The 20,530-nt window shown below is 64.3% G+C and carries 21 protein-coding genes, 1 tRNA gene and 4 pseudogenes; 8 read left to right on the plus strand and 18 right to left on the minus strand.

Annotated elements, in window-relative coordinates; genetic code table 11:
- Positions 1 to 33 precede the first annotated feature (33 nt).
- From CUREI_RS06015 to CUREI_RS06030, 4 genes are read right to left on the minus strand one after another with little or no spacing between them, the layout of a single operon-like run.
- A complete protein-coding gene (locus CUREI_RS06015; RefSeq protein ID WP_038611585.1) occupies positions 34 to 711 on the minus strand; it encodes an HAD family hydrolase in 678 nt (225 codons plus the stop codon).
- Positions 689 to 1,087, minus strand: a complete 399-nt coding sequence (locus CUREI_RS06020; RefSeq protein ID WP_038611588.1) for a hypothetical protein — start codon at positions 1,085 to 1,087, stop codon at positions 689 to 691. Before CUREI_RS06020 ends, CUREI_RS06015 begins: the two co-directional genes overlap by 23 nt.
- A gap of 24 nt (positions 1,088 to 1,111) precedes the next feature.
- Positions 1,112 to 2,326: a cysteine--1-D-myo-inosityl 2-amino-2-deoxy-alpha-D-glucopyranoside ligase gene (gene mshC / locus CUREI_RS06025; protein ID WP_038611591.1), complete on the minus strand. Its 1,215-nt coding sequence runs from the start codon at positions 2,324 to 2,326 to the stop codon at positions 1,112 to 1,114.
- A 16-nt stretch (positions 2,327 to 2,342) separates the two neighbouring features.
- On the minus strand, positions 2,343 to 3,188 hold the full coding sequence (locus CUREI_RS06030; protein WP_038611593.1) for an undecaprenyl-diphosphate phosphatase: 846 nt from the start codon (positions 3,186 to 3,188) through the stop codon (positions 2,343 to 2,345).
- 70 nt (positions 3,189 to 3,258) lie between these two features.
- On the opposite strand from CUREI_RS06030, the gene CUREI_RS06035 reads away from it, so the two are divergent.
- Both CUREI_RS06035 and CUREI_RS06040 read left to right on the plus strand, forming a co-directional pair.
- Positions 3,259 to 4,311 carry a YncE family protein gene (locus CUREI_RS06035; RefSeq protein ID WP_038614089.1) on the plus strand — a complete coding sequence of 351 codons (1,053 nt, stop codon included), beginning with the start codon at positions 3,259 to 3,261 and terminating at the stop codon, positions 4,309 to 4,311.
- A gap of 12 nt (positions 4,312 to 4,323) precedes the next feature.
- Positions 4,324 to 5,403 carry a quinone-dependent dihydroorotate dehydrogenase gene (locus CUREI_RS06040; protein WP_038611606.1) on the plus strand — a complete coding sequence of 360 codons (1,080 nt, stop codon included), beginning with the start codon at positions 4,324 to 4,326 and terminating at the stop codon, positions 5,401 to 5,403.
- Here the strand turns inward: CUREI_RS06040 and CUREI_RS12755 are convergent.
- Entirely contained in the window at positions 5,400 to 5,522 is a 123-nt protein-coding gene (locus CUREI_RS12755; protein WP_269077723.1) for a hypothetical protein, read from the minus strand. The two genes, CUREI_RS06040 and CUREI_RS12755, sit on opposite strands and share 4 nt — an antisense overlap.
- Before the next feature lie 961 nt (positions 5,523 to 6,483).
- Between CUREI_RS12755 and CUREI_RS11980 the strand changes: the two genes are divergently transcribed.
- Complete coding sequence (locus CUREI_RS11980; protein WP_084768203.1) at positions 6,484 to 6,855, plus strand: SdpI family protein; 372 nt, start codon at positions 6,484 to 6,486, stop codon at positions 6,853 to 6,855.
- Positions 6,856 to 7,310: 455 nt separating this feature from the next.
- On the opposite strand, the gene CUREI_RS06045 is transcribed toward CUREI_RS11980, so the two are convergent.
- Together CUREI_RS06045 and istA are read right to left on the minus strand one after the other, a co-directional pair.
- Positions 7,311 to 8,078, minus strand: a complete 768-nt coding sequence (locus CUREI_RS06045; RefSeq protein ID WP_038610129.1) for an ATP-binding protein — start codon at positions 8,076 to 8,078, stop codon at positions 7,311 to 7,313.
- Positions 8,079 to 8,081: 3 nt separating this feature from the next.
- Positions 8,082 to 9,722, minus strand: coding sequence for an IS21 family transposase (istA, locus tag CUREI_RS06050; protein ID WP_084768122.1), 1,641 nt, complete (start codon positions 9,720 to 9,722; stop codon positions 8,082 to 8,084).
- 135 nt (positions 9,723 to 9,857) lie between these two features.
- Here istA and CUREI_RS11985 point away from each other — a divergent pair.
- Positions 9,858 to 10,050: pseudogene (locus tag CUREI_RS11985) on the plus strand (quinone-dependent dihydroorotate dehydrogenase); the annotation flags it as partial.
- On the opposite strand, the gene CUREI_RS06055 reads toward CUREI_RS11985, so the two are convergent.
- The 5 genes and pseudogenes from CUREI_RS06055 to CUREI_RS12870 form a co-directional block, all read right to left on the minus strand.
- Positions 10,047 to 10,403 carry a hypothetical protein gene (locus tag CUREI_RS06055; protein WP_038611609.1) on the minus strand — a complete coding sequence of 119 codons (357 nt, stop codon included), beginning with the start codon at positions 10,401 to 10,403 and terminating at the stop codon, positions 10,047 to 10,049. The pseudogene CUREI_RS11985 and the gene CUREI_RS06055 sit on opposite strands and share 4 nt — an antisense overlap.
- A gap of 9 nt (positions 10,404 to 10,412) precedes the next feature.
- Positions 10,413 to 10,946 (minus strand): YbhB/YbcL family Raf kinase inhibitor-like protein, encoded by a 534-nt coding sequence (locus tag CUREI_RS06060; protein WP_038611612.1) that lies wholly within the window; start codon positions 10,944 to 10,946, stop codon positions 10,413 to 10,415.
- Between the two features lie 21 nt (positions 10,947 to 10,967).
- Positions 10,968 to 11,199, minus strand: a pseudogene (locus CUREI_RS12860) (ABC transporter ATP-binding protein); the annotation flags it as partial.
- Positions 11,135 to 11,482: pseudogene (locus CUREI_RS12865) on the minus strand (hypothetical protein); the annotation flags it as partial. The pseudogenes CUREI_RS12865 and CUREI_RS12860, both read right to left, overlap by 65 nt.
- Before the next feature lie 72 nt (positions 11,483 to 11,554).
- Positions 11,555 to 11,677, minus strand: a pseudogene (locus tag CUREI_RS12870) (hypothetical protein); the annotation flags it as partial.
- A gap of 390 nt (positions 11,678 to 12,067) precedes the next feature.
- Here CUREI_RS12870 and CUREI_RS06070 point away from each other — a divergent pair.
- From CUREI_RS06070 to CUREI_RS06080, 3 genes are all read left to right on the plus strand, one after another.
- Positions 12,068 to 12,153 (plus strand) — tRNA-Leu (locus tag CUREI_RS06070).
- Between the two features lie 75 nt (positions 12,154 to 12,228).
- Positions 12,229 to 12,885: a TVP38/TMEM64 family protein gene (locus CUREI_RS06075; protein WP_038611617.1), complete on the plus strand. Its 657-nt coding sequence runs from the start codon at positions 12,229 to 12,231 to the stop codon at positions 12,883 to 12,885.
- 20 nt (positions 12,886 to 12,905) lie between these two features.
- Positions 12,906 to 13,463 carry a DNA-binding protein gene (locus CUREI_RS06080; protein ID WP_038611620.1) on the plus strand — a complete coding sequence of 186 codons (558 nt, stop codon included), beginning with the start codon at positions 12,906 to 12,908 and terminating at the stop codon, positions 13,461 to 13,463.
- On the opposite strand, the gene CUREI_RS06085 is transcribed toward CUREI_RS06080, so the two are convergent.
- From CUREI_RS06085 to CUREI_RS06095, 3 genes are read right to left on the minus strand one after another with little or no spacing between them, the layout of a single operon-like run.
- Positions 13,435 to 14,676: an SPFH domain-containing protein gene (locus CUREI_RS06085; protein WP_407919157.1), complete on the minus strand. Its 1,242-nt coding sequence runs from the start codon at positions 14,674 to 14,676 to the stop codon at positions 13,435 to 13,437. The genes CUREI_RS06080 and CUREI_RS06085 overlap by 29 nt on opposite strands.
- Before the next feature lie 9 nt (positions 14,677 to 14,685).
- On the minus strand, positions 14,686 to 15,114 hold the full coding sequence (locus CUREI_RS06090; RefSeq protein WP_038611623.1) for an NfeD family protein: 429 nt from the start codon (positions 15,112 to 15,114) through the stop codon (positions 14,686 to 14,688).
- A gap of 10 nt (positions 15,115 to 15,124) precedes the next feature.
- Positions 15,125 to 15,976 carry a DUF3097 domain-containing protein gene (locus CUREI_RS06095; RefSeq protein WP_038611626.1) on the minus strand — a complete coding sequence of 284 codons (852 nt, stop codon included), beginning with the start codon at positions 15,974 to 15,976 and terminating at the stop codon, positions 15,125 to 15,127.
- Between the two features lie 40 nt (positions 15,977 to 16,016).
- On the opposite strand from CUREI_RS06095, the gene CUREI_RS06100 reads away from it, so the two are divergent.
- Positions 16,017 to 16,769, plus strand: coding sequence for a hypothetical protein (locus CUREI_RS06100; protein WP_038611629.1), 753 nt, complete (start codon positions 16,017 to 16,019; stop codon positions 16,767 to 16,769).
- On the opposite strand, the gene CUREI_RS06105 is transcribed toward CUREI_RS06100, so the two are convergent.
- The 3 genes from CUREI_RS06105 to CUREI_RS06115 form a co-directional block, all read right to left on the minus strand.
- A complete protein-coding gene (locus CUREI_RS06105) occupies positions 16,766 to 17,812 on the minus strand; it encodes a ferrochelatase (protein ID WP_038611633.1) in 1,047 nt (348 codons plus the stop codon). The genes CUREI_RS06100 and CUREI_RS06105 overlap by 4 nt on opposite strands.
- A gap of 18 nt (positions 17,813 to 17,830) precedes the next feature.
- A complete protein-coding gene (locus CUREI_RS06110) occupies positions 17,831 to 19,534 on the minus strand; it encodes a DIP1281 family NlpC/P60 protein (protein ID WP_236627162.1) in 1,704 nt (567 codons plus the stop codon).
- Positions 19,535 to 20,022: 488 nt separating this feature from the next.
- A complete protein-coding gene (locus CUREI_RS06115) occupies positions 20,023 to 20,502 on the minus strand; it encodes an Rv1476 family membrane protein (RefSeq protein WP_051952240.1) in 480 nt (159 codons plus the stop codon).
- Between the last annotated feature and the right edge of the window lie 28 nt (positions 20,503 to 20,530).

The following is a 20,530-nucleotide window of genomic DNA, read 5'->3' on the forward strand; positions in this document are numbered from 1 at the left end:
TTCGCGCTGCAGCCTCCTCACCCCCGTTTATGCCTATAGAGCTGCAGAAAACCAGCTGTCCACGTCGCCGGCATCGGCGCCCACGAGTGCCTGCGGGTCGAGCTTTGACACCCCGTCCGGCACGGCATCGCCCAACCCCAGAACGACGCATCCCGCAGCGGCAGCGGCCGACATGCCGTTCCACGAGTCCTCGACAACGAGGCACTCGCCAGGAGCCGCGCCAACGCGCCGGGCTGCCTCGAGGTACATCTCGGGCGCGGGCTTAGGGTTATCCACCTCGTCGCCGGTAATTGTGTCGGCGAAGTATTGTCTGCCTATCGCGTCGATGCACGGATCGGCCAGCACCCGTTCGGTGTTGGTGCAGACGAACATCGGGGTGCCCCGTTGCGCGAGCGCTTCCAGCACTCCCTCGATACCCGGGTTGAGCGCGATGCCGCCTGAGAACAGCTCGGCCACTCGGCCAAACATCCAGGTGCGGTAGCGCTCCACATCTCCTTCGGCCAGCGTGTGCCCGGCCCAGTCCGCGACAATGCGCAGCGTGTTGGGGAAGCTGCCGCCGATGGTCTGTTCACGCACTTCCGGTGTCAGCGGGCGGCCAAGCAGCTCCCCGAGTTCGTAGGTGGCCTGGCCCCACAGCGGCTCCGTGTCGATGAGGGTGCCGTCCATGTCCCAAAAGACGGCGGCGGGCCTACTCAAATTCCGGCAGCTCATGCAGTGCCTCGTCGGTAGCACCGGTAGCGGCGGCGGCGCGAAAGACGAGGGTCTCAATGTCTGCCTTCTCCTCCGGCTCCAAGACCGCACCCGCGTGCTGCTCGTTGAACTCGTCGAGGTTGGCGTACAACGGCGCGACCACCTTCACCAGCGCCTCGCCCTCCGGGTCATCGCCCAGGAGGTCCAGCGCGTCGAGGAACATCTCCAAGATCCTCTTCAGGTCAGGCAGCACCGCCGGATCGAAGGGTTCCTCCCACAGGTCTTTGTCGTCGTCCTGCAAGTAGGAGCCGGTGGCGAACGTGGTCAGATCGTCGATAAATTCGTCGACCTCGGGCTGAAATTGCGCCCGGATCGAGCTCTCTGCAGCTGCGCTCATGGGCACCATTGTGCGCGAGCGCCGCTAAATACGCACGCCGAGCAACCCGTCGAGAGCGGTAGCGATAATCCGGTCGTGGTCTCCGGTGACGCCGTCGATAAGCGTCAGAGCCCGCGGCGTGTCCAGGTCGTTGGCCAGGTGGGCCCGCAGCTCGTCGACGACTGTGATCGCCTCCGCCTCGCTCGCCTCTTTCCCTAGCTGCTCGCGCCAGCGGGTGAGACGCGCCCCAGCCTCGTCCAAGATGGCGTCGGAAAAGTCGCGGTCCGTGCGGTAGTGGCCGGCAAAGACGGCCAGGCGGATCGCGGACGGATCGTGCCCCTGCTCCGACAGCTTGTGTACAAAGACGAGGTTGCCCAGGGACTTCGACATCTTCACGCCGTCAAGTGCGATCATGCCGGCGTGCACGTAATGGCTGGCCATGCGGTCCACCTCCAGCGCGGCTTCGGCGTGGGCGGCGGAGAACTCGTGGTGCGGAAATGCCAGGTCGGAGCCGCCGCCCTGGATGGCAAAGTGGGCGCCCAGCCGGTTGGTAGCGATGGCGGAGCACTCAACGTGCCAGCCGGGACGGCCCGGTCCGAACGGGGAATCCCAGGCGGGCTCACCCTCGCGGTGCCCGCGCCAAATCAGCGCGTCCAGCGGGTCGCGCTTGCCCTCGCGTTCGAGGTCGCCGCCGCGCTCCGCGAAAAACTGCTCCATGGTGGCGCGGTCCAAGTTGGACTCGTAACCGAACTGTTGCGTCGCCTCGATAGAGGCGTAGATATCGCCGTGGTCGAGCTCGTAGGCGGCCCCTTTAGCGAGCAGACGCTGGACCATGGCGATGACCTCGTCGACGGATTCCATGGCGCCGATGTAGTCGCGCGGCGGGATTACCGACAGGATTTCCATGTCGCTGCGGAACAGGTCGATCTGGCTGGTACCCAGCGCGCGCCAGTCCACCCCGTCGCGCGCTGCGCGCTCGAACAGCGGGTCATCCACGTCGGTGATGTTCTGCACGTAGTGGACCGCGTGCCCGTTGGCGATGAGTTGGCGCTGCACCAGGTCGAACGTGAGGTAGGTCGCGGCGTGACCCAGGTGGGTGGAGTCGTACGGCGTGATGCCGCAGACGTAGAGGCCAACCTCCCCGTTGGCGTCTTGGGTGGTGTCCACCTCTTTCACAAGCTGATCTGCGGTGTCGTAGAGCTTTAGCGGCGCCGGTGTACCGGCGACGGCGGGAACGGACGGCGTGGGCCAAGCATGCATGCGGGCAACCCTACCGTTACGACGCCATGACGCCCGCACCCAGCAGCGCCATGACGATCAGTCCCAGCGGGATGCGGTATGCAGCGAACCAGGCGAACGAGTGGTTGGACACAAACTTGAGCAGCCAGGCGATGGAGATGTAGCCCACGACAAACCCGATGCCGGAGCCGACTAGCAGCTGCAGGCCAGACGCGGCCTGCCCCGCCTGGGGGTCAAACGCGTCCGGCAGGGAGAACAGCCCGGAAGCCAGCACCGCGGGAATGGCGAGCAGGAACGAAAAGCGCGTGGCCACCTCACGGTCCAGATCGAGCAGCAAACCGCCCGAGATGGTGCCGCCGGAGCGGGAGACGCCGGGGATGAGCGCGAGGCACTGCCACAATCCCATCACGATCGCGTCTTTCATAGTCAGCTCGCCAAACCCGCGCGTCTTCTTACCCATTCGCTCCGCCAGGATGAACACGAACGAGAACAGGATGAGCACAGTCGCGGTGATCCACAGGTTGCGGAAATTGTCCCGGATGAGGTCTTTGAGCAGCACACCAGCGAGTGCGACGGGGATTGTGCCCACGATGACCATCCACCCCATGCGGTAGTCCGCCCCCCGCTTGGACGTGTCGGCCAGGCCTGCAAACCAACCCGTGAGAATCCGCCAGATGTCTTTGGCGAAGTACACCAAGACCGCGAGCTCGGTGCCGAGCTGAATCACGGCTGTGAAGCTGGCGCCGGCGTCTTCGCCCCAGAACAGCTCCGAGACAATGCGCAGGTGGCCAGAGGACGAGACCGGCAGGAACTCCGTCAACCCTTGGACGACGGACAAGACAACGACCTGGAGCCAGGACATGGTTGTGGCGGGATCAGTCATGGCGAAAGACACTACCACGCCGCCTGAGCGACTGCGGTGCGCGACGGGCGCGTTGCTAGGCTTTCGCCTTGTGAATGCTCGTTTGTCTGCCCCCACATCACGCACCCGCGTAGCGACGGCCTCCGGTGCCCTCGCAGCAGTTATCACCCTGAGCGCCTGCGGCGCATCCCCTGCCGCGAAGATCGAGGAAGCCGGCGGTGAGGCGGCCGCGAGCATGGGCAGCGCCGAGCCCGCCCAGTCCCCCGCGGCGGTAGACCCGGCGGGCCAAGTGGTCTCGTTCGAGCCGGTGCGGGATCTGGACGTGACAGACGGGCGCATCGGCGTGCGCACGGCCGACGCGTTGACCATCGGCACGTTGGAGGAGATTGAACGCGGCGCAGGTGAGCGGCACGCGTTGGACGCGTCGTGCGGCGAGGCGTCCGCCAACGCCGGCACGTTCGCGGTGGCCTGCGACGGGGAGATCAAGCTGTTTGGCGACCGGGACGAGACCATCGGCACTGATTTGCCGGTCACGGTGGCCACTGTTGCGTCGACAGGCGAGGTGCTCGCGGGCAGTAGCTCCGAGCGCAAGATCTGGGTCTTTGAGGACGGCGAGCTGGCCTCGACAATCGACGTCGCGCGCGAGACCGACCAGCTGCAAGCGGTGCAGGTGGATGGCCAGCGCGACTCGGTAGTGCGCACGAACCGCTTCGACACCACGATCCAAGACGTGGACTGGGCGGGCTCGCGCCAAGGCGGCACGCTGCGCGTGGGCCTAGGTGTGGGCAAGGTCGCCGGCGGCGAGCACGGGCTGGTGCTGGCCGCAGACTCCACCGGCAGCCAGCTCCACGTCTACACCACCGACGACATCATCCGCCTCCAGCAATCCGCGCCCGTGCCGGAGGGGCCCTGGGACGCGGCGTGGGACCCGGCGCAGCGCCTCGCGTGGGTCAGCTCACTGGCCAGCAACACGGCAACCGGTTACGACATCTCTCAAGGCATTCCGGTGAAACGTAAGCACTTCGCCACCGTCGCCGACGCCCAGAGCATCATTACGCTTGACGACGGCATCGTGGTCACCGCCTCCGCCACCGGCGACGGCATCCAGATCGTCTCCCCCGCCGACCAGACCGAGAGCAACTAGGAGATACCACCCATGACGCTCTACGACCGCGCACTCAAACTCATGTTCCTGCTGCCGCCGGAGCGCATCCACGGCATCATCAGCGGCGCCCTACAGACGCTGCACTTGGCCACCCCGGTCAACCGCGGGATGGAAAAGGCCGTGCGCGTGCACGACCCGGTGCTGCGCCAAACCGTTTTCGGCGTGGACTTCCCCGCCCCGCTGGGGCTGGCGGCCGGCTTCGACAAAAACGCCGAGGCGATCGACGCTTGGGGCGCGGTCGGCTTCGGTTACGCCGAGATGGGCACCGTGACCCCGAAAGCGCAGCCGGGCAACCCGGCCCCGCGGCTTTTCCGCCTGCCCGAAGACAAGGCCATTTTGAACCGCATGGGGTTCAACAACAAGGGCGCGCTCACCGTCGCGGATAACCTGCGGGCGAGGCGCTCCCGCGACGTGGTGGGCATCAACATCGGCAAGAACAAGACCTCCGAAGACGCCGTCGCGGACTACCGCGCCACTTCGACGTTGCTCGGCGGGCTGGCGGATTACTTGGTGGTCAACGTCTCCTCCCCCAACACGCCGGGTCTGCGCGACCTGCAGGCGGTTAAAGAGCTTCGGCCGATCTTGGAAGTGGTAAAGAAGTCCACGACCACCCCGGTGCTGGTGAAGATCGCGCCGGATCTTTCCGACGAAGACATCGACGCTGTGGCTGACCTCGCCGTGGAGCTGGACCTTGCCGGCATTGTGGCCACCAACACCACCATCTCCCGCGACGGACTGAACACTCCCGCTTCCAGGGTAGAGAAGATGGGCGCAGGCGGGATCAGCGGTGTCCCGTTAGAAAAGCGCTCGCTTGAGGTGCTCAAGCGCCTCAACGAGCGCGTGGGCGACAAGCTGGTGCTGGTCAGCGTCGGCGGTATTTCCACCCCGGAGCAGGCGTGGGAGCGCATCGCCGCGGGCGCGAGCTTGCTGCAGGGCTACACCCCGTTCATTTATGGCGGGCTGGGCTGGATCCGCGGCATCCACCGCGGGATCGCCGCGCAGATTAAAGCCCACGACCTGGACTCGATTGAGCAGGCTGTGGGCAGCGGGCTGGAGTGGAAAACGCTCTAGGTGTGCCCAGCGGCGAGTGCCCAGCCGAGCAGCCAAAATGGTGTGGTCGTCACCAGCCGTGTGTCCAGCGCTTTAAATCCGAGCCCGGTGAGCACGACGGCTGCGATGAGTGTACCCACCTGGGTGCGCGAGCCTCACCGATCAGCTCCAGCAGCGGCCCGAGGACGCGGGTCGCCAGTCGTGACTGTCTAGGGCTGACTCGCCGCGTTCATGGGATCCCCCGCTTCATACCCAGATGGAGCGGCGGTCACGACGTACGACCCCGGAACATTCGGCCAATGTGTTGTATCTAATGCCCTCGGTATTCCCTTAAGTTGGGCAGACGGTCAAGAAATTGGCCGCTACCTAAGGCACAAGCAGAGGAAACTTGCGGCTGACAGAATCGTCTCACTCGCCGCGGTATATGGCGCGACCGCATTGCTCGAATACGGCATCAAAGCCTCGGGGCCGGTAGTGTGGGCGGGGCAACTCGCTCTCTACGCGGGTTCATGCGCGGTTAGTGAGCAAATTCGCGTTGATTAGGAATTTATAATATGGGTTCTCGGTTTGAAATGGGATTCGGGGGAGCGCTCGCCGCACGAGAGGAGAACGGGGCACCATGGGTTCCGCCATGGTGGCAGAGCTTCGTTATTGTGCCTCTCGCAGTGATCGCCATGTATGTTGTGTTTCCTGTCGGCACCGATTCCAACACGCGGTCCCCGAATCCGGATGGCTCATTCTGGAGCAATTTGAGCTTGGATCACTTAATCGCTCCGGTGACCTTTACATTAGGCGGATATTACCTGTTGATTTTGCCGATCTTCTATCTCCGCAGGTATCGCTGGAATAAGAAGAACCGCTAGTAGTTTTTGCAGCGCCTGCAAGCTCTCGTCGATGGATCTCGCTGAATTTCATTTGGACGCCACCGCAGGATTCCTAGGTCATGCGGGTTACTTACTGGAAGTGGTGAGCGGTTTAGCTAGGCGCTGTTGGAGCGTGAACAGCTCGACGAATCCGTAGTTCAAACTTTTGAACGCACCTCACGTGCTTTTGACGATTAGGCCAGCACTCCGTCATTTCGATTTTGAAGGTGATTTACAAGTGGGTTCCGCCCTTGCGATTTCTGCCTTGGCCCTCCTATTTTTCGGCGTAAATTCCCTGATACTGTGCAGAAAGACTCTAAACGGTACGAACTCGCGCAACGATGGTTTTGGAATTCGAACTCAGGCGACCAGAACTAGCGACGCGGCATGGAATGCGGGGCACAGAGCAGCTGCCCCACTACTGCGGGCGTTTGGTGTTCTCGACATTCTCTTCGCCCTACTCCTCGTCGTAATTGGCCTCCTTGCACCTGACATGTGCGCGCGTTTAGGAATAACCATCCGGTTAATCGCCTACGCAGTTGCGGCCACTGGATTTTTTATTGCGGTGAAGAAAGCTGATTCCGCTGCCAGGGGCGTTAGCGAGCAATGATAGACACCATCTAATACAGCGCTCTGAGTAAGCAACGTACGGCGGGGCCGAAAATCCCGATGACGATAGCGTAGCCGGCGGGCTCCGCCCCTCCGAATTGGGAGGATCCACGGTGTCGCGACTGCCACAACGACGAGCCCGCACGTCGGCGTTTTTTGGGCAGCGCCGCCTGTTGCGGACCGCGCAGCCGCTATGTACCCGATGCAGAGCGCGCTGGCATAGAACCCCCATGGCAGCACCTTCGGACCATGGGTCGTCGAGATTCCTGGAACTGTCGATGTAGCGGAAAGCAGAAACAAGCCGACAGACGATCCCGAGGTCGAGGCCATGGAGGTCGGCGGGGTAAGCGGGGCTCCCGTTGTTTAGACCACGTGTTTAGTAACGGTGTGGTGAGTATCGGGTAACGCCCGGGTGAGTATCGAGTAACACCCGGGCGTTTTGGGGTTTCGGCGGGGTTATGGGGCCAGTCGCATGTTGGTGCCTTCGAGTGTGATGATTTCGGCGCCGGCGACGAGTCGGTTGAGGATGGATTCGGCGATGACGGCATCGGGGATGGATTTGTACCACTCGTCGGGTGTGAACTGGGATGTCACGATGGTGGATCCGCGGGGTTCGCGCTCTGCGAGGATGTTGAGCAGTTGGTGTGCGGTGACGGCATCGATTGGGGTGGTCAGGAAGTCGTCGAGGACTAACACGTCTGTGTGGTGGAGGTCTTCGAGGAATGTGATGCGGGCTGGGTCGTCGTGTTTGAGCACGGCGAGGTGGTTGGCAAGTGTGTCGGTGCGGAAGAAGCGTGCGGAGTAGTCGTTTCGGCACGCCGCGGTGAGTAGTGCTTGGGCGAGGTAGGTTTTGCCGACGGAGGATTTGCCCAGGATGACAATGTTTTGTGCGCTTTGGCACCATTGGCAGTGAGCGAGTCGGGTGATTTGCTCTTTGTTGATGGTGCGGCCGGGCGTGTAGGTGATGTCTTCGATACAAGCATCGGGATTTGGCGATCGGGATGCTTTGAGCAGTTTGTTGACTCGCCTCTCACGCTTGGCCGCTACCTCTTTGTCGAGTGCGTAGAGCACCTTGTCGGAAAAGCTCCAATCGTCGAAGGCGGGATCGGCGGCGATGTCGATGACGCTTTGTCCGAAGGCGGTCATGCGCAGGTCGGTAAAGACCGGCAGGACTGATTCATCGAGGAAGCGGGCAGATGCTGATGCTGGCTGTGGGTGGGGCATGGGTTATGCAGATCCCTTCTTGGTGAGGTTTTCGAGGCTGAACTGGGCAGCACCACCGAGGTAGGCGCCGCGGGTGTCACGCGCTGTCGGCGCAGGCGCGCCGTCAGCGGGTCTGCCGGTTGGTTGATCGGTTGGCAGGTCAGTGCCTGTAGGCCGTGTGGAGGTGTCTTTGCGCACGGCGGCCATCATGTTTTTCACCGCGGTATACGACACAGCACGCCTAGCACCGTCGGTGGACACCAACCGCCTGCAGGCTTCTTCGAGGATTGGCTTGTTGGTGTGTTTGCCCATGCTGAGCACGTTGCGGCACGCTTGGTACGCCTGGGCAGGGATCGCTTTGGCTTCGATGAGCTCGGCAATCACCTGGCGGGTGGCCGGCCCGATCTTGGCGGCTTCGCGCAGGAAGTACTCGCTTGTCCACAACCCACGGGTGTCACCCATGTTCGCCGGGATGTGGTCGGTGTCGGTGACATACACCCCGCGGGCACGTGCGAGTTGGTGGGTGGCCACACGCTGCCCGGCGTCGAAGACGGCGAGACTGTCACCGGTGATACGCACATCCACGGTGCGGCCCACCAGCTGGTTGGGCACCGAGTAATGCGCGTTGTGCACTCTGATGTGGAAGTTCGGCGCGACTTTGGCGCGTTTCCATTCGGTACGCTGCCACGGCGTTTCAGGCAGCGCGGTGAGCACGTCGCGTTCGAACTGATCAAACAATGCGCGCCTGCTCGTCGCATTGCCGCGAAACGGTTCGGCAGCGTTGATCCCATCGACTAGGACGGTGATTTTTGCGTTGAGCTCGTCTATTCCGGCGCACTGGTGGCCATCGAGTGCGTGGATAACGTTCTGGGTGACAATCTTGACTGCAGCTTCAACGCTGGCCTTATCCTTGGGACGTTTCGCCCGAGCCGGCAACGCGGCGGTGTTGTAGTGCTCCAAAAACTCCTCGTAGGTGGAGTTGACCCGGCGATTCCTGTCCGCGGCACTGATCGCATTCGAAGCCGTTGAGGCATTATCCGGCACGATGACCTCGGCAACCCCGCCGAAGTACTCGAACGCGCGGATATGAGCTGCAAGCCACGCGTCCTGGCGCTCATCCGCGCACGCGCAGGCGAACACCATCCCTGAATACGGCAGCGAGGCGACAAAGATACTGACCTTCAAGCCTTGCCCGCCGGTGGGGTCAAACAACCGCATCTTCGTGCCTGCCCAGTCCACCTGCATCGTATGGCCTGGGAGATGGGTGATTCTGGCGGTCAGCCCGGCTGCATCGACGTGTTGAGCCACAAGTTGGCGAAACCGCTCGTAGCTGTAGTACCGCTGGCCTGTGCCCGCAGGCTGTGCGGTGTAGCGGCCCCACAGCACCTGCAGGGTCACCTTGTTGCGCCCGGTGCGCGCCTTGGCGACAGCGTCGAAATCGATCGGGACGAAATCCCCCTGAGCATGGCTGCGCCCGTCGACGAACCAGTCCGCCAGCTCATGATCCGCAACCCCACGAAGTTGCTCACGGGTTGTGATGTTGTGTTCCACCAGCGCATCGCGAGCCTTTTGCACGGTGGTGTGCGAGCACCGCGAACTCGAACAGATTTGACGGACAGACCAGCCTTTGAGCACTTGATCCATTACCGCCCGGTAGTCAGTCACAATCAGACTCCTCTGGTAACGCCGCGTGCCCTGAAGTCACGCGGTCACCAGAATCCTCCCCCGGACTGTTACTGGATGCTCACCAATGCGTTACTCGATACTCACCACGGTGTTACTAGATACGACCGCGCAACACCCGTCTCTAAGCGTTCGCTCGAGGTGCTCAAGCGCCTCAACGAGCGAGTCGGAGCCAAGCTGGTCCTGGTCAGCGTCGGCGGCATTTACACCCCGGAGCAGGCGTGGGAGCGCATCGCCGCGGGCGCGAGCCCACGGCCTGGACGCGATTGAGCAGGCCGTGGGCAGCGGGCTGGAGTGGAAAGAACTCTAAACGCGCCCTGCTGCGCTGCGGCGCAGCACCACCGCGCACAGCCCGGCGGCGAGCGCCCAGCCGATCAGCCAGAACGGCGTGGTGGCCATGAGCTCAGTGTCGGGCGCGATGAAGCCGAGCCCGATGAGCACCACGGCCGCGAGCAACGCACCCACCTGGGTGCGCGAGCCTTCCTGCTTGGTGTTGTAGGTGGCGAAGGCGCCGACGATAGCCACCGCAGCGATGACGGAGAGCACCTGCGGAGTGACGGGGAGCGCGGCGTCACCTCGAAGCAGCGCCATCACGGCGTAGAGCACAAGCACAAGCGCGACGCCCAAGAACGCGCCGCCGACGCGTAATTGCACTGGGACCATCGGTAAGCCTTACTGGTTTTCGTACCAGCCCCAGATGATGGCGCGGCCGAGCGAGTGGAAGTTCAGGTTGAAGCCGAGCTGCGTGGGGTTGGCAATCTCGTCCGCGGGCAGCTCCGTATCCACCGCATGGATCGCGTAGAGGTAACGGTGCGGGCCATGGCCGGCGGGCGGGTTCGCACCGTAGTAGCCCTTGACGCCGCTATCGCCGGTAAGCACCACCGCGCCCACACCGAGACCCTCTTCCGAGCCCGCGCCGGCGGGCAGTTCAGTCACGTCGGCCGGGATGTTGAAGGCGGACCAGTGCCAGAACCCGGATGCGGTTGGCGCGTCCGGGTCGAAACAGGTTACCGCAAACGTCTTGGTTCCCTCGGGAGCGCCCGACCAAACCAGTTGCGGGCTCGTTGCGTCGTCACCGGCGAGCGTGTCGGCCAAGCGCTCGCCGTCGACGATGTCTTTCGACGAGAGTTCAAAGGACGGCACGTCTGCAAGCGGGGCGTACGGGTCTGGGCCGGGAAAACGGTCGGAAACGTAAGAAGCAGTCATAGCTCCATTCCTACCCGAGAGCTAGTGACCATTGCCACTCCATGCGGCGAACAGTTGCGCGTATCTCCCTCCCAGCCTCGATGAGCCGGGCGTGGGTGCCGTCCTCGATGATGCGCCCGGCGTCCATGACCAAGATCCGGTCCGCTCGGGCTGCCTGGTCCAAGCGGTGCGCAACCACCAGCGCGGTTGTCAAGGCAGCGACGGCGCAGGTCGATTGAGGCTTGCGCCACTTTCTGGCCGACGACGAAGTTGCCAAGCCCGCGCAGGAACATCTCCGCCAACATGCACAGCATGGCAAGCAGGATGATCCAGACGAACGCGCGGGTCCCGGCACCAAGCACCGGAACGGTCCCGCTGGTGAGCGGGTCGACACTGCACCCGAAGAGGTTGGCTTGGGTGGTGTAGGCAACTACCGTCAGCGCCTGCACGGTCAGCAGCACCGCCCACCAGCGCCGATCCAGCGCGTTCGGCAGCTCCGCCAGGTAGGCGAATGTCTCCCTGACACCTGCGGCGGCCACCACGTCTGCCTGAGTCACGGAATCTAACCCAGTGGTCGGATCGTCCAGGATCAGCACGTCCGGGTCCGCCGCGAGCGCCCGCGCGAGTGCGACACGCTGCCGCTGCCCGCCGGTGAGGTTGAGACCAGCCTCCCCAGCGGTGCGCCGGGCAGCTTCCCGTCCGCCTGCACCGCGCCCAGGCGTCGCACAATGTCCTGGCAGTGGGCGGGGCAAGAGCTTGCTTTACGACGTCCTCCGGAACGTCCCCGCGCGGGTTCACGTTGTCTGCAATAGTGCCCTCAAACACGTTGACGGTGTGCGGCGGGAACAGCGCCCCTTCGCACCGCGCCCACGCGGCGGCGGCGTTGTACGACTGCTCCTCGGGGCTGAGGATCCACAGTCCCGGCCCCTGAGAGGCCGCACCTCTGGCAGCGCGCCCGTGCTGGTGTCGGCCGCGGGTGGTGCGGGCGGAACTAACCACCGGTACGTCAGCACACGTCTGGGCGGGGTGATCATCTCTCAAAAGCTAGTAAATTCCTAGGGCTGGGCTGGCGATTTGGTGCTTGCCCCACCCAGCCCTATAGTTATGCGAGTGCCCAGCCGAGAGGCTGAAAAACACCCAAAGCCCGGGTGGCGGAATGGCAGACGCGCTAGCTTGAGGTGCTAGTGTCCTATTAACGGACGTGGGGGTTCAAGTCCCCCCTCGGGCACAGATTTTAACCCCGCTACCGCACGTAGCGGGGTGTTTTTCTGTTCGGCAACCCCTTGCTGTAAAACTGTGGCTCGTGAAACGGTCGAACAAGCTGGTGCTACTCAGTGTTGCCGCAGTGGTTTTCATCGCGGCGTGGCGGCTTCTCGACGCCCCCCCGCTGTCAACCCTGCGCGACTGGTCCGACCACACGGGTCCGTGGTTCCCTGTCGTCTTCGGGTTGCTCTACGTGCTAATTACGCAGTTCCCAATCCCGAGGACGCTCATGACGGTCTCTGCAGGGATCCTCTTCGGCGCGGGCCGCGGAATCCTTATCGCGCTCACCGCGACCACGATCAGCGCTGTCATCTCGCTGGTAATCGTGAGGTCGCTCCTCCGGGATTGGGTCGAACCCCGCCTGACGCACCCCTCGGTGCAGAACCTGAATCATCGCCTTGAGCAACGGGGGTGGCTGGCCATTCTCAGCCTGCGCATGATTGCCGCGGTGCCGTTTTCCGTACTCAACTACGCGGCCGCGCTTACCCGGGTGCCGGTTATCCCGTTTGCGCTGGCCACCCTGGTCGGCTCTGCCCCCGGCACGATCCTGGTCGTGCTCTTCGGCGACACACTAACGGGCCGGGCGGACCCGGTGTTCGTCGCTGTCATGGCGGTGCTGGCGGTGGCCGGCGTTATGGGTCTGGTGCTGGACGCCAAGCTGCCCACGCGCCGTGTCGGAGTCAAGGCGCAGGGGTAGACCCGAGTAGGCTTCGGCCCATGATCGCAGTGCATGCCAGGTACCGGGGGCGGGAGAAGGGGCGCGCCACAGTGGTGGAGCGATCCGCCCAGGCGCTGAGTTCCCTACCCGGGGTCGCCGGGTTTGAGGTGCTGGGTGTGGAGGACATCCGCTCAGAAGTCGCCGATGCGGAGGCGGCGCTTAACCTCATCATGGCGCTGCTTTCCGACGGCAGCTGGGCCATCGGGCTGGGCATCGCGGACAGTTCAGACGCTTCTCACGCAGCCACAAGGGCCGTGGGCACGAGGCCGGGCCATGTGCAGGTCATCGTCGATAAGCGCGATGCCTCGACGGACGCCTCCGATATCGCCGCGGTGTTCGCGCTGATGGCGCACGTGCTGCACAAGCGCACCTACGAGGGGCGCGAGGCAACTTCACTCGTGCGCCGCGGCATGAACCAGAACGAGGCCGCCGCAACCCTGGGCATCTCCAAGCAGGCGATGAGCCAGCGGTTACAGGCGGCCGGGTGGCCCGCTGAGCAGGCCGGGTGGCAGCTTGCGCTGAACCTGATTACTCGCGCGGCTGCTCAGACGGGGTAGCCGGCCGGGAAACTGGCCCCGGCGCTGCACTCTCGTCGGAATCCGCGGCGGGTTCGCGGGCCGTGATTTCGCGTCGCTCCAAACCGGGCTGGGGCGACGTTTCTGCCGGCTCCTGAGTCGGGTCCGGGTCGTCCACGTGCTTATTCGCCACCGCACGCGCCTCGGCGAGCGCCTTTGCCAGCTCCGGGTCGGTGGAGGTGTCAAACCAACGGTCCGTGTCGTCCGCCTCCGCCATTTCCCGGTCGCGCTCGTTGGGCGAGTCCGCCTTGTAGCGGAACACGCCGTCGTCGTCCTTGTCGGCGAACGCGCGGGCGAACTGTTGCAACGAGTCGCCGAACTGGGACGGGATCATCCACATCGTCGCCGCGTCGTTGTTGGCGATCTTCGGCAGCTGCTCCAGGTATTGGTAGGCCAACAGCTCCGGCGTGACGCCGGAGGACTTGATCGCGGCGTTGACCTTCTGGATCGCGCGGGCCTCGCCCTGTGCGGCCAGATATTTGGCCGCACGTTCGCCTTCGGCACGCAGCATCATGGCCTGGCGCTCGGCCTCGGCCGCGAGAATCGCTGCGTGCTTCTCGCCCTCTGCGGAAAGAATGCGGGCTTGCTTCTCGCCCTCGGCGGTCTTGATGTCTGATTCGCGTTTGCCTTCCGCAGTGAGAATCATCGCGCGCTTCTCGCGGTCCGCCTTCATCTGCATCTCCATGGACTGCTGGATGGACGGTGGCGGGTCAATCGCCTTCAGTTCGACTCGGCTAATGCGCAGGCCCCACTTCGCGGTGGCGGCATCCAGCTCGCCGCGCAGGCGGCGGTTAATAGTCTCGCGGGACGTCAGCGTCTCCTCCAGCGTCATGCCGCCGACGACGTCTCGCAGCGTCGCCACCGAGATCTGCTCCACGCCGACGAGGTAGTTGTCCACGCCGTAGATAGCCTTGGCCGGATCGTTGATCTGGAACGTCACCACCGTGTCGATGGCCACAGTGAGGTTGTCCTGGGTGATCACGGCCTGCGGCGGGAACGACACCACGCGCTCACGGGTGTCCACACGCTGGCGCACGCGGTCGATGTACGGCACCAAGAAGGTCAGCCCGCCCGACGCCGTGCGGGTGTATCGCCCCAGCCGCTCAATCACCGCTGCTTCACCCTGCGGGATGAGTTTGACCGAGGCGGTGAATATCGCCACCAGCAAGGCGACAATGATGACGATGGTGATGATCCCTCCCACTTAGGGCTCCTTCCACACGACAGCAACAGGGCCGTCGATATCGTAAACGGTCACGGTGGATCCTGCTGGGATCGTTTCCGCCGGATCCAAGCTGCGCGCCGACCACAGCGAGCCGTCGAAACGCACCTGCCCGGTACCCCCAGCGATCTCCTCGACAACCTCTGCCCGGCTGCCCACGAGCGCGCGGGGCGTCTCATCCAGCACGAGCGGAGCGTCCATGCGCGTGCGAAGCACCGGCCGCAGGAACATCCAGAACAGCGCCGACGAAGCGACGAAAACGGCCAGTTCTGCCCACAGCGGCACGCCAGCGAGCGCAACCAGCGCTGTGGTGAGCGCGCCTGCCCCGAGCATGAGCAGGGTCAATTCGCCCGCCGCTAACTCCAATAGCGCAAGGGCTGCGGCGGCCACAAACCAGAGAAGCGATCCCACCAGCAGTACCTTACATGTGTCCGAGATCGGATTTGGACAATTCCGGGTTTGTCACAAAGTCCACTAGACGCTCCAGCGCCCCGATCAAGGTGGAGTCGAGGTCCCGGAATGTGCGCACGGACGAAGACACACGCCGCCACCCTTCCTTCGGGTCGGACCAGCCCAGCCGCCGGCACACCCCGGTCTTCCAATCTTCCCCGTAGGGCACCTCCGGCCACGCAGGGATGCCCACGCTCGCAGGTTTCACCGCCGCCCAAATGTCGATGTACGGGTGGCCGGTGACTAAGACGTGCGGCCCGACGTGCTCGACCAAACGCGACTCTTTGGTGCCCTGGATAAGGTGGTCGGCCAGCACCCCGATGCGGCGGCCTGGCCCCGGCTGGAACTCGTCCAGACGCTGCTGCAGGTTGTCTAGGCCCTCCAGATACTCGACAACGACGCCTTCGACGCGCAGGTCGTGGCCCCACACCTGCTCCACAATCGCCGCGTCGTGGATGCCCTCTACCCAAATGCGAGACGGCATGGCCACTTTCGCCTGCACGTTTTTAACTTTGCGGGAGCCTGAGTTGGACCGTTTCGGCCCCTCCTGACGCGGCGCGACGTAGCGCGTCAGCGTAACGCGCCTGCCTTCCACCATGAACGCGCCGGGCAGCATCTTGAACAGCCGCTGCGTTCCGTGACGGTCTTCTAGCCTGACAAAGTCGCCGTCATATGTGCGCTCAAACCCCACCACTGCGCCGACAAAGTCGTTGCCCACGATTTCCACGATGATGCCGGGCTCCGCTGGCACCTCCGGGTACGCTGGCCGCTTTGTGCGCGCGTGGCCTTGAAAAATGTCTCCGCTGTACCGGCTATCTCCCATAGTGCGTCCGTATTCTATCCGCACCACTACACTGTCCCCGATGCACACGCGCGCCGAAGTCTATTCTCCTCTCCAAAACACCGCCGTCTGGCTCGCGGCCTGGCTTTACAACGTGGAGTCCACCGACGACACGATCGACGCGCTTACGGACCTCGGTGGCAGGCACACGTTTCTCGGCGAGCCTGTGGCGCATCTGCTTCACGACGTCCGTTCCGCCGCCGATCTCGACTCACCCGGCCCCTGTGTCAGACTTGTGCTCTGGGGCCCCGGACAAGCACCGCGGCTGCGGGCGGGATCTCCCGCGATGGAGGCGCTCACGCAAGCCGGGGCACTGGTGGTCCGCGGAGTCGGCGCCCACCACATTCTGATCCCCACGTATGCAGGTGACGGTGTGAGCTGGCGGTGGTTCGAGGATCCGGAACCACTCCCCGAGCCGGAGTGGCTCTCACCCGGTGAAGCGGATCAGTTGCTCTCGAGCGCCACGGACCAGGCCGCCGTGCTCATCGAAGCCGCCGGCGGCACACGCATGGAGCTGCCGAACCCGCGCCTTGCAATAGGCACCCTCGCAGACTTTTACGATACTCCGGGCCTGCCCGCCGGCGTCACCGCCCGGGCCGCGAAGCTCTTCGCCCGAGCTGACAGGGTGGCCGCGATCATTGAGACGGTCACGGACCGGCTGGACGACCATTCCTTTGACCCCCAGCTCTTTGCCCTGTGGCGCCACGTCCGCTCCGCGCGGATGGCCGGCGTGGCCGACGCGGTGGTGGACTACCAGCGCGAGTGGGCGCGTTAACCGCGTGAACGCTGTGGACGCTTCACCGGCGCGCAGCACCCTTCCTTACACGGGGCGCCGTTGACGGTGCAGCCTTGCACGGTCACCGTTGACAAGGTTTCAGGCTTGACTTGGGTGGCAACTGCCTGCGCGAGGTCCACGACCATCCCAGCGAACTCGGGTTCGAGCCCCACAGTCTGCGTTCGCTCGAGGGTCACACCCATTTCCTCGCACGCCTGCCGCAGCTCGGTGTCCAAGTCCCACACCACCTCCATATGGTCGGTGATGAAGCCGATGGGGACACAAATCAGGTGCTCCATCCCCTCCCGTTTGAGCTCATGCGCGCGGTCGACCACATCCGGCTCGAGCCAAGGCGTCGCCGGGTTCCCGGAGCGCGACTGCCACACCAGCTCGTAGTCTTCTACGCCTGCGTGCTTTGCAACGAGCTTCGCCGCCTCCTCCACTTGGCGCGAGTACAAGTGCCGATCCGTCGGGCCGCCAGCGTTTTCGTCCGCGGCACTGGGCACACTGTGCGCGGTAAACAGCACGCGCGTCTGCCCATCTGCGTTGTCCACGGCCGCGCGCAGCCCCTCAGCGACGAGCTCAATGAACACAGGGTGCCCGTAAAACTGCCACAGCTTGGTGTAGGTGATCTCCGGGGTGATCTCGCGGATGCGCTGGATGTCCTCGTCGTACTGGCGGCAGGCGGAGTACCCGCCCCAGGCGCTGGTGGCGAAGACGAGGACGTTCCTGTGGCCGTCGTCAAGCACCTGCTTCGCCGTGTCTTCGGCGAACGGGTGCCAGTTGCGGTTGCCGAAGTAGACGGGCAGGTCGATGCCGCGCGCCGACAGCTCGGCCTCGATGTTGGCGATGAGCTCGCGGTTCTGCGCGTTGATGGGGCTCACACCGCCGAAGTGGAAGTAGTGCTCGCCAACCGCCGCAAGGCGCTCGCGGGGGATGCCGCGGCCGCGGGTGACGTTCTCGAGAAACGGAATGACCTCGTCCTCTCCTTCGGGGCCGCCGAAGGAGAGGACGAGGAGTGCGTCGTAGTCGTTGAGGGCCATGCCCCCGAGCCTAGCCCGCTAGAGCAGGCGGACGGCGTTTGGAGCCATGCCGGACCAGCGAACCGGCGAGATTTGGACGTTCTGGCCGGACCGCGGCGCCTCGATCATGGTGCCGTCGCCGAGATAGATTGCCACGTGCTGGTTCCCGCCCGGCCCCCAGAACAGCAGGTCGCCGCGTTGCGCCTCGCTCGCCGGGACCTGCGTACCGCGCTGGTACTGATACCCGGTGTAGTGCGGTAGCGCTACACCAGCCGCCGCGAAGGCGTAGAGCACCAAGCCGGAGCAATCAAAACCTGTGACGGTGCCGCCGTCTACGCCGGTCGTCGGTCCGTTGGCGTCGCCGCCGCCCCAGACGTACGGGGTACCGATCATGGACTGCGCACGGGCAATCACCGCCTCGATCTGAGACGCGTCCGACACTGCGTCCGACACTGCGGCGACGGATGTTTGCGCCTGCTCCGTGACCTCTTCCGCGCTCTCGACATCAGGCAGCACCTCCACGACCGTCTCGGAGTTGCCCTCCTCTTCATGGAGCGCGCCCGTGAGACCGTCACCGAATGCCGTGACTAATGCTCCAGCGTCAATGTCGGCTCCAGCGTCGGCTTCAGCATCAGCTTCAGCGTTGGCACTGCCAGGCGATCTGTAGTTCGCGGTAGCACCTCCCACGAGCGCGATGCCGGCGGCGATCGCACCTGCCTTTGCGATTTCGTCCTCGTCGAGATCGAGCACCCCACTCTGGGAGATAAGCCCGGAGAGATCGCCGGTGGAGGAGGTTTGGGCGACCGTGCGAACCGCATCAGCCACCGCCTCTCGGCTCGGCTGGGGTACGTCGGGCGCACTGCTGGAAACCCGCTGACGAACGAGGTCGACCACTTCTTCCGGGACCTCGTAGGTGGTGTCGCCCCGAGAGATCGTGAGTGTCGCCGCATACGGGTCGGCGACAGTCGCGCTGCCCGCTTGTCCAGCTTGAGCGGTCTGTTGCTGTCCATCCGCCGCTTCAGGCTGGGCTGGGCGCTGCTCGTCCAGCGCAGCTTGCGCCCGGTCCAGATCCGTTTGGGCCGCGTCACGCTCCTCGGCCGCCGCTTCAAAGGCAGCGCGGTTTTCGTTCAGGAGTTCTTGCGCGTGGGCTTGCGCCTGCTCGGCCTCCGACTCGGAGGCGTCGGCGAGCTCGCTCACTTCGCGCAGCGTGGCCTCGTCGTTGGCGGCCTCCGCGCGTGCCCGCTCCGCCTCCGCGAGCTTGGCGCGAGTCTCTTCGGAACGCTGCCGCAGCAACTGCGAGCGCTCCAGCACGTCGCGCTGCGAGCTAGAACCGCTGACCGCCACGAGCGCGTCGCCGGGGTTCGCGCCACGGTATTGAGACCGGCTCAGCTCACCCAACTCCGCTCGCAACGCGTCGACTCGCTCCTGGGCATCTTGGAGGCGGCGCTCTGCCTCGTCCCTCCCGCGCCGGGACTGTTCGGCTTTCACCTGCGCGTCGTGCAGATCCACCAAAGCCTGGTTGACGGCTTCCTGGAGCCCACCGAGATCGAGGTTGAGCGCATCGACGTCGGCTTGTGCGCGCGACACCGCCGTGACGAGCTCACCGACCGCGGAGGTTGAACTTTGACTGGACGCGGCGGGGCTGACAACGACCACCGTTGCAGAAATAGCTGCGGCGCACACGGCGCTGCCGAACGCTTTACGCGCACGGCTCAACCGGGTGCCCCTCTGTGGATATGCCACGAAGGTGCTCCTCACACCGCCCGTCGCGCACGCTGCAGTCACACCGGGCGATCAAGAAAACCCAGGCATGGTGCAACCCGCGCGGGAAACCGTGACTAGTGGTTCCGCGAGCGGTCTAGACATTGACTACTGACGCGGCAGCGCGAATCTCGACCGCCCCACACGAGCGTTGCCACCCGGTACTTGGCGTGCTTCCCCACATGCCCGGACCTCGGCGGACGCTTGACTGTAGCGCCCGCATGGTGCCTGTGCGTCGTGTGTGACGGTTATCGACCCGCGAGCCGATACGGGAACCATACGTCAAGGAAACACACTTGTATCCCTTTCGTTACATTCCGTCCCCGCAGTCAAGCCTGGTTACATGATTCACGGCAGCCTCACCAGCACATACTGCCGTCAACCCGAATCAAGTGACCTTCGTCACACACTGGAATAGTCATCGTCGGTCGGCCCCATCCGCCAGCTAGGGCCACTAAGGCGTCAAGCATCTAAACTTGTCGTCGCCGAGCCGCGCGCGCGGCGACGAGTGCTGCCGCCACAAGCGCAAGAACCGACACCGCGGTGACGAGCGGCCAATTCACCGAGAATGAGGTCGCGGCATCGACAAACGCATCCACGCCTGCGGGATAGTCGCGCTGCGCAACCATGGCGCGCTCTCCGCGTTCTACTTGTGCGCGGGTCAGCGAATCGCTGGCGCCAACGGCCACGTGAGGGGTGCGTACGAGCACCGTGTCCAAACCCGCTTCGGCGGCGGCATCCTGGGCGAGATCTCGCAAGTCAGCGACCACGGGCGGAGTCTGCTCGAGCACGATAATTCCAACGGGATCGAAGCCGGCCGTGTCGGCGTTGGCGAGTGTGTCCCGCAGTGCCGCGCCCAGTTCAGGGTTGACGGGATTGTCGGTGTCGAACGCCACGGCGGAAGAATCCAGCTGGGACACCAGATCCTGGAACGTCGTCTCCGTCTGCATAGGCCTCTTCCCTTGTGTGCGCGGCGTT

The sequence above is a fragment of the Corynebacterium ureicelerivorans genome (genome assembly GCF_000747315.1).
GTDB lineage: Bacteria > Actinomycetota > Actinomycetes > Mycobacteriales > Mycobacteriaceae > Corynebacterium > Corynebacterium mucifaciens.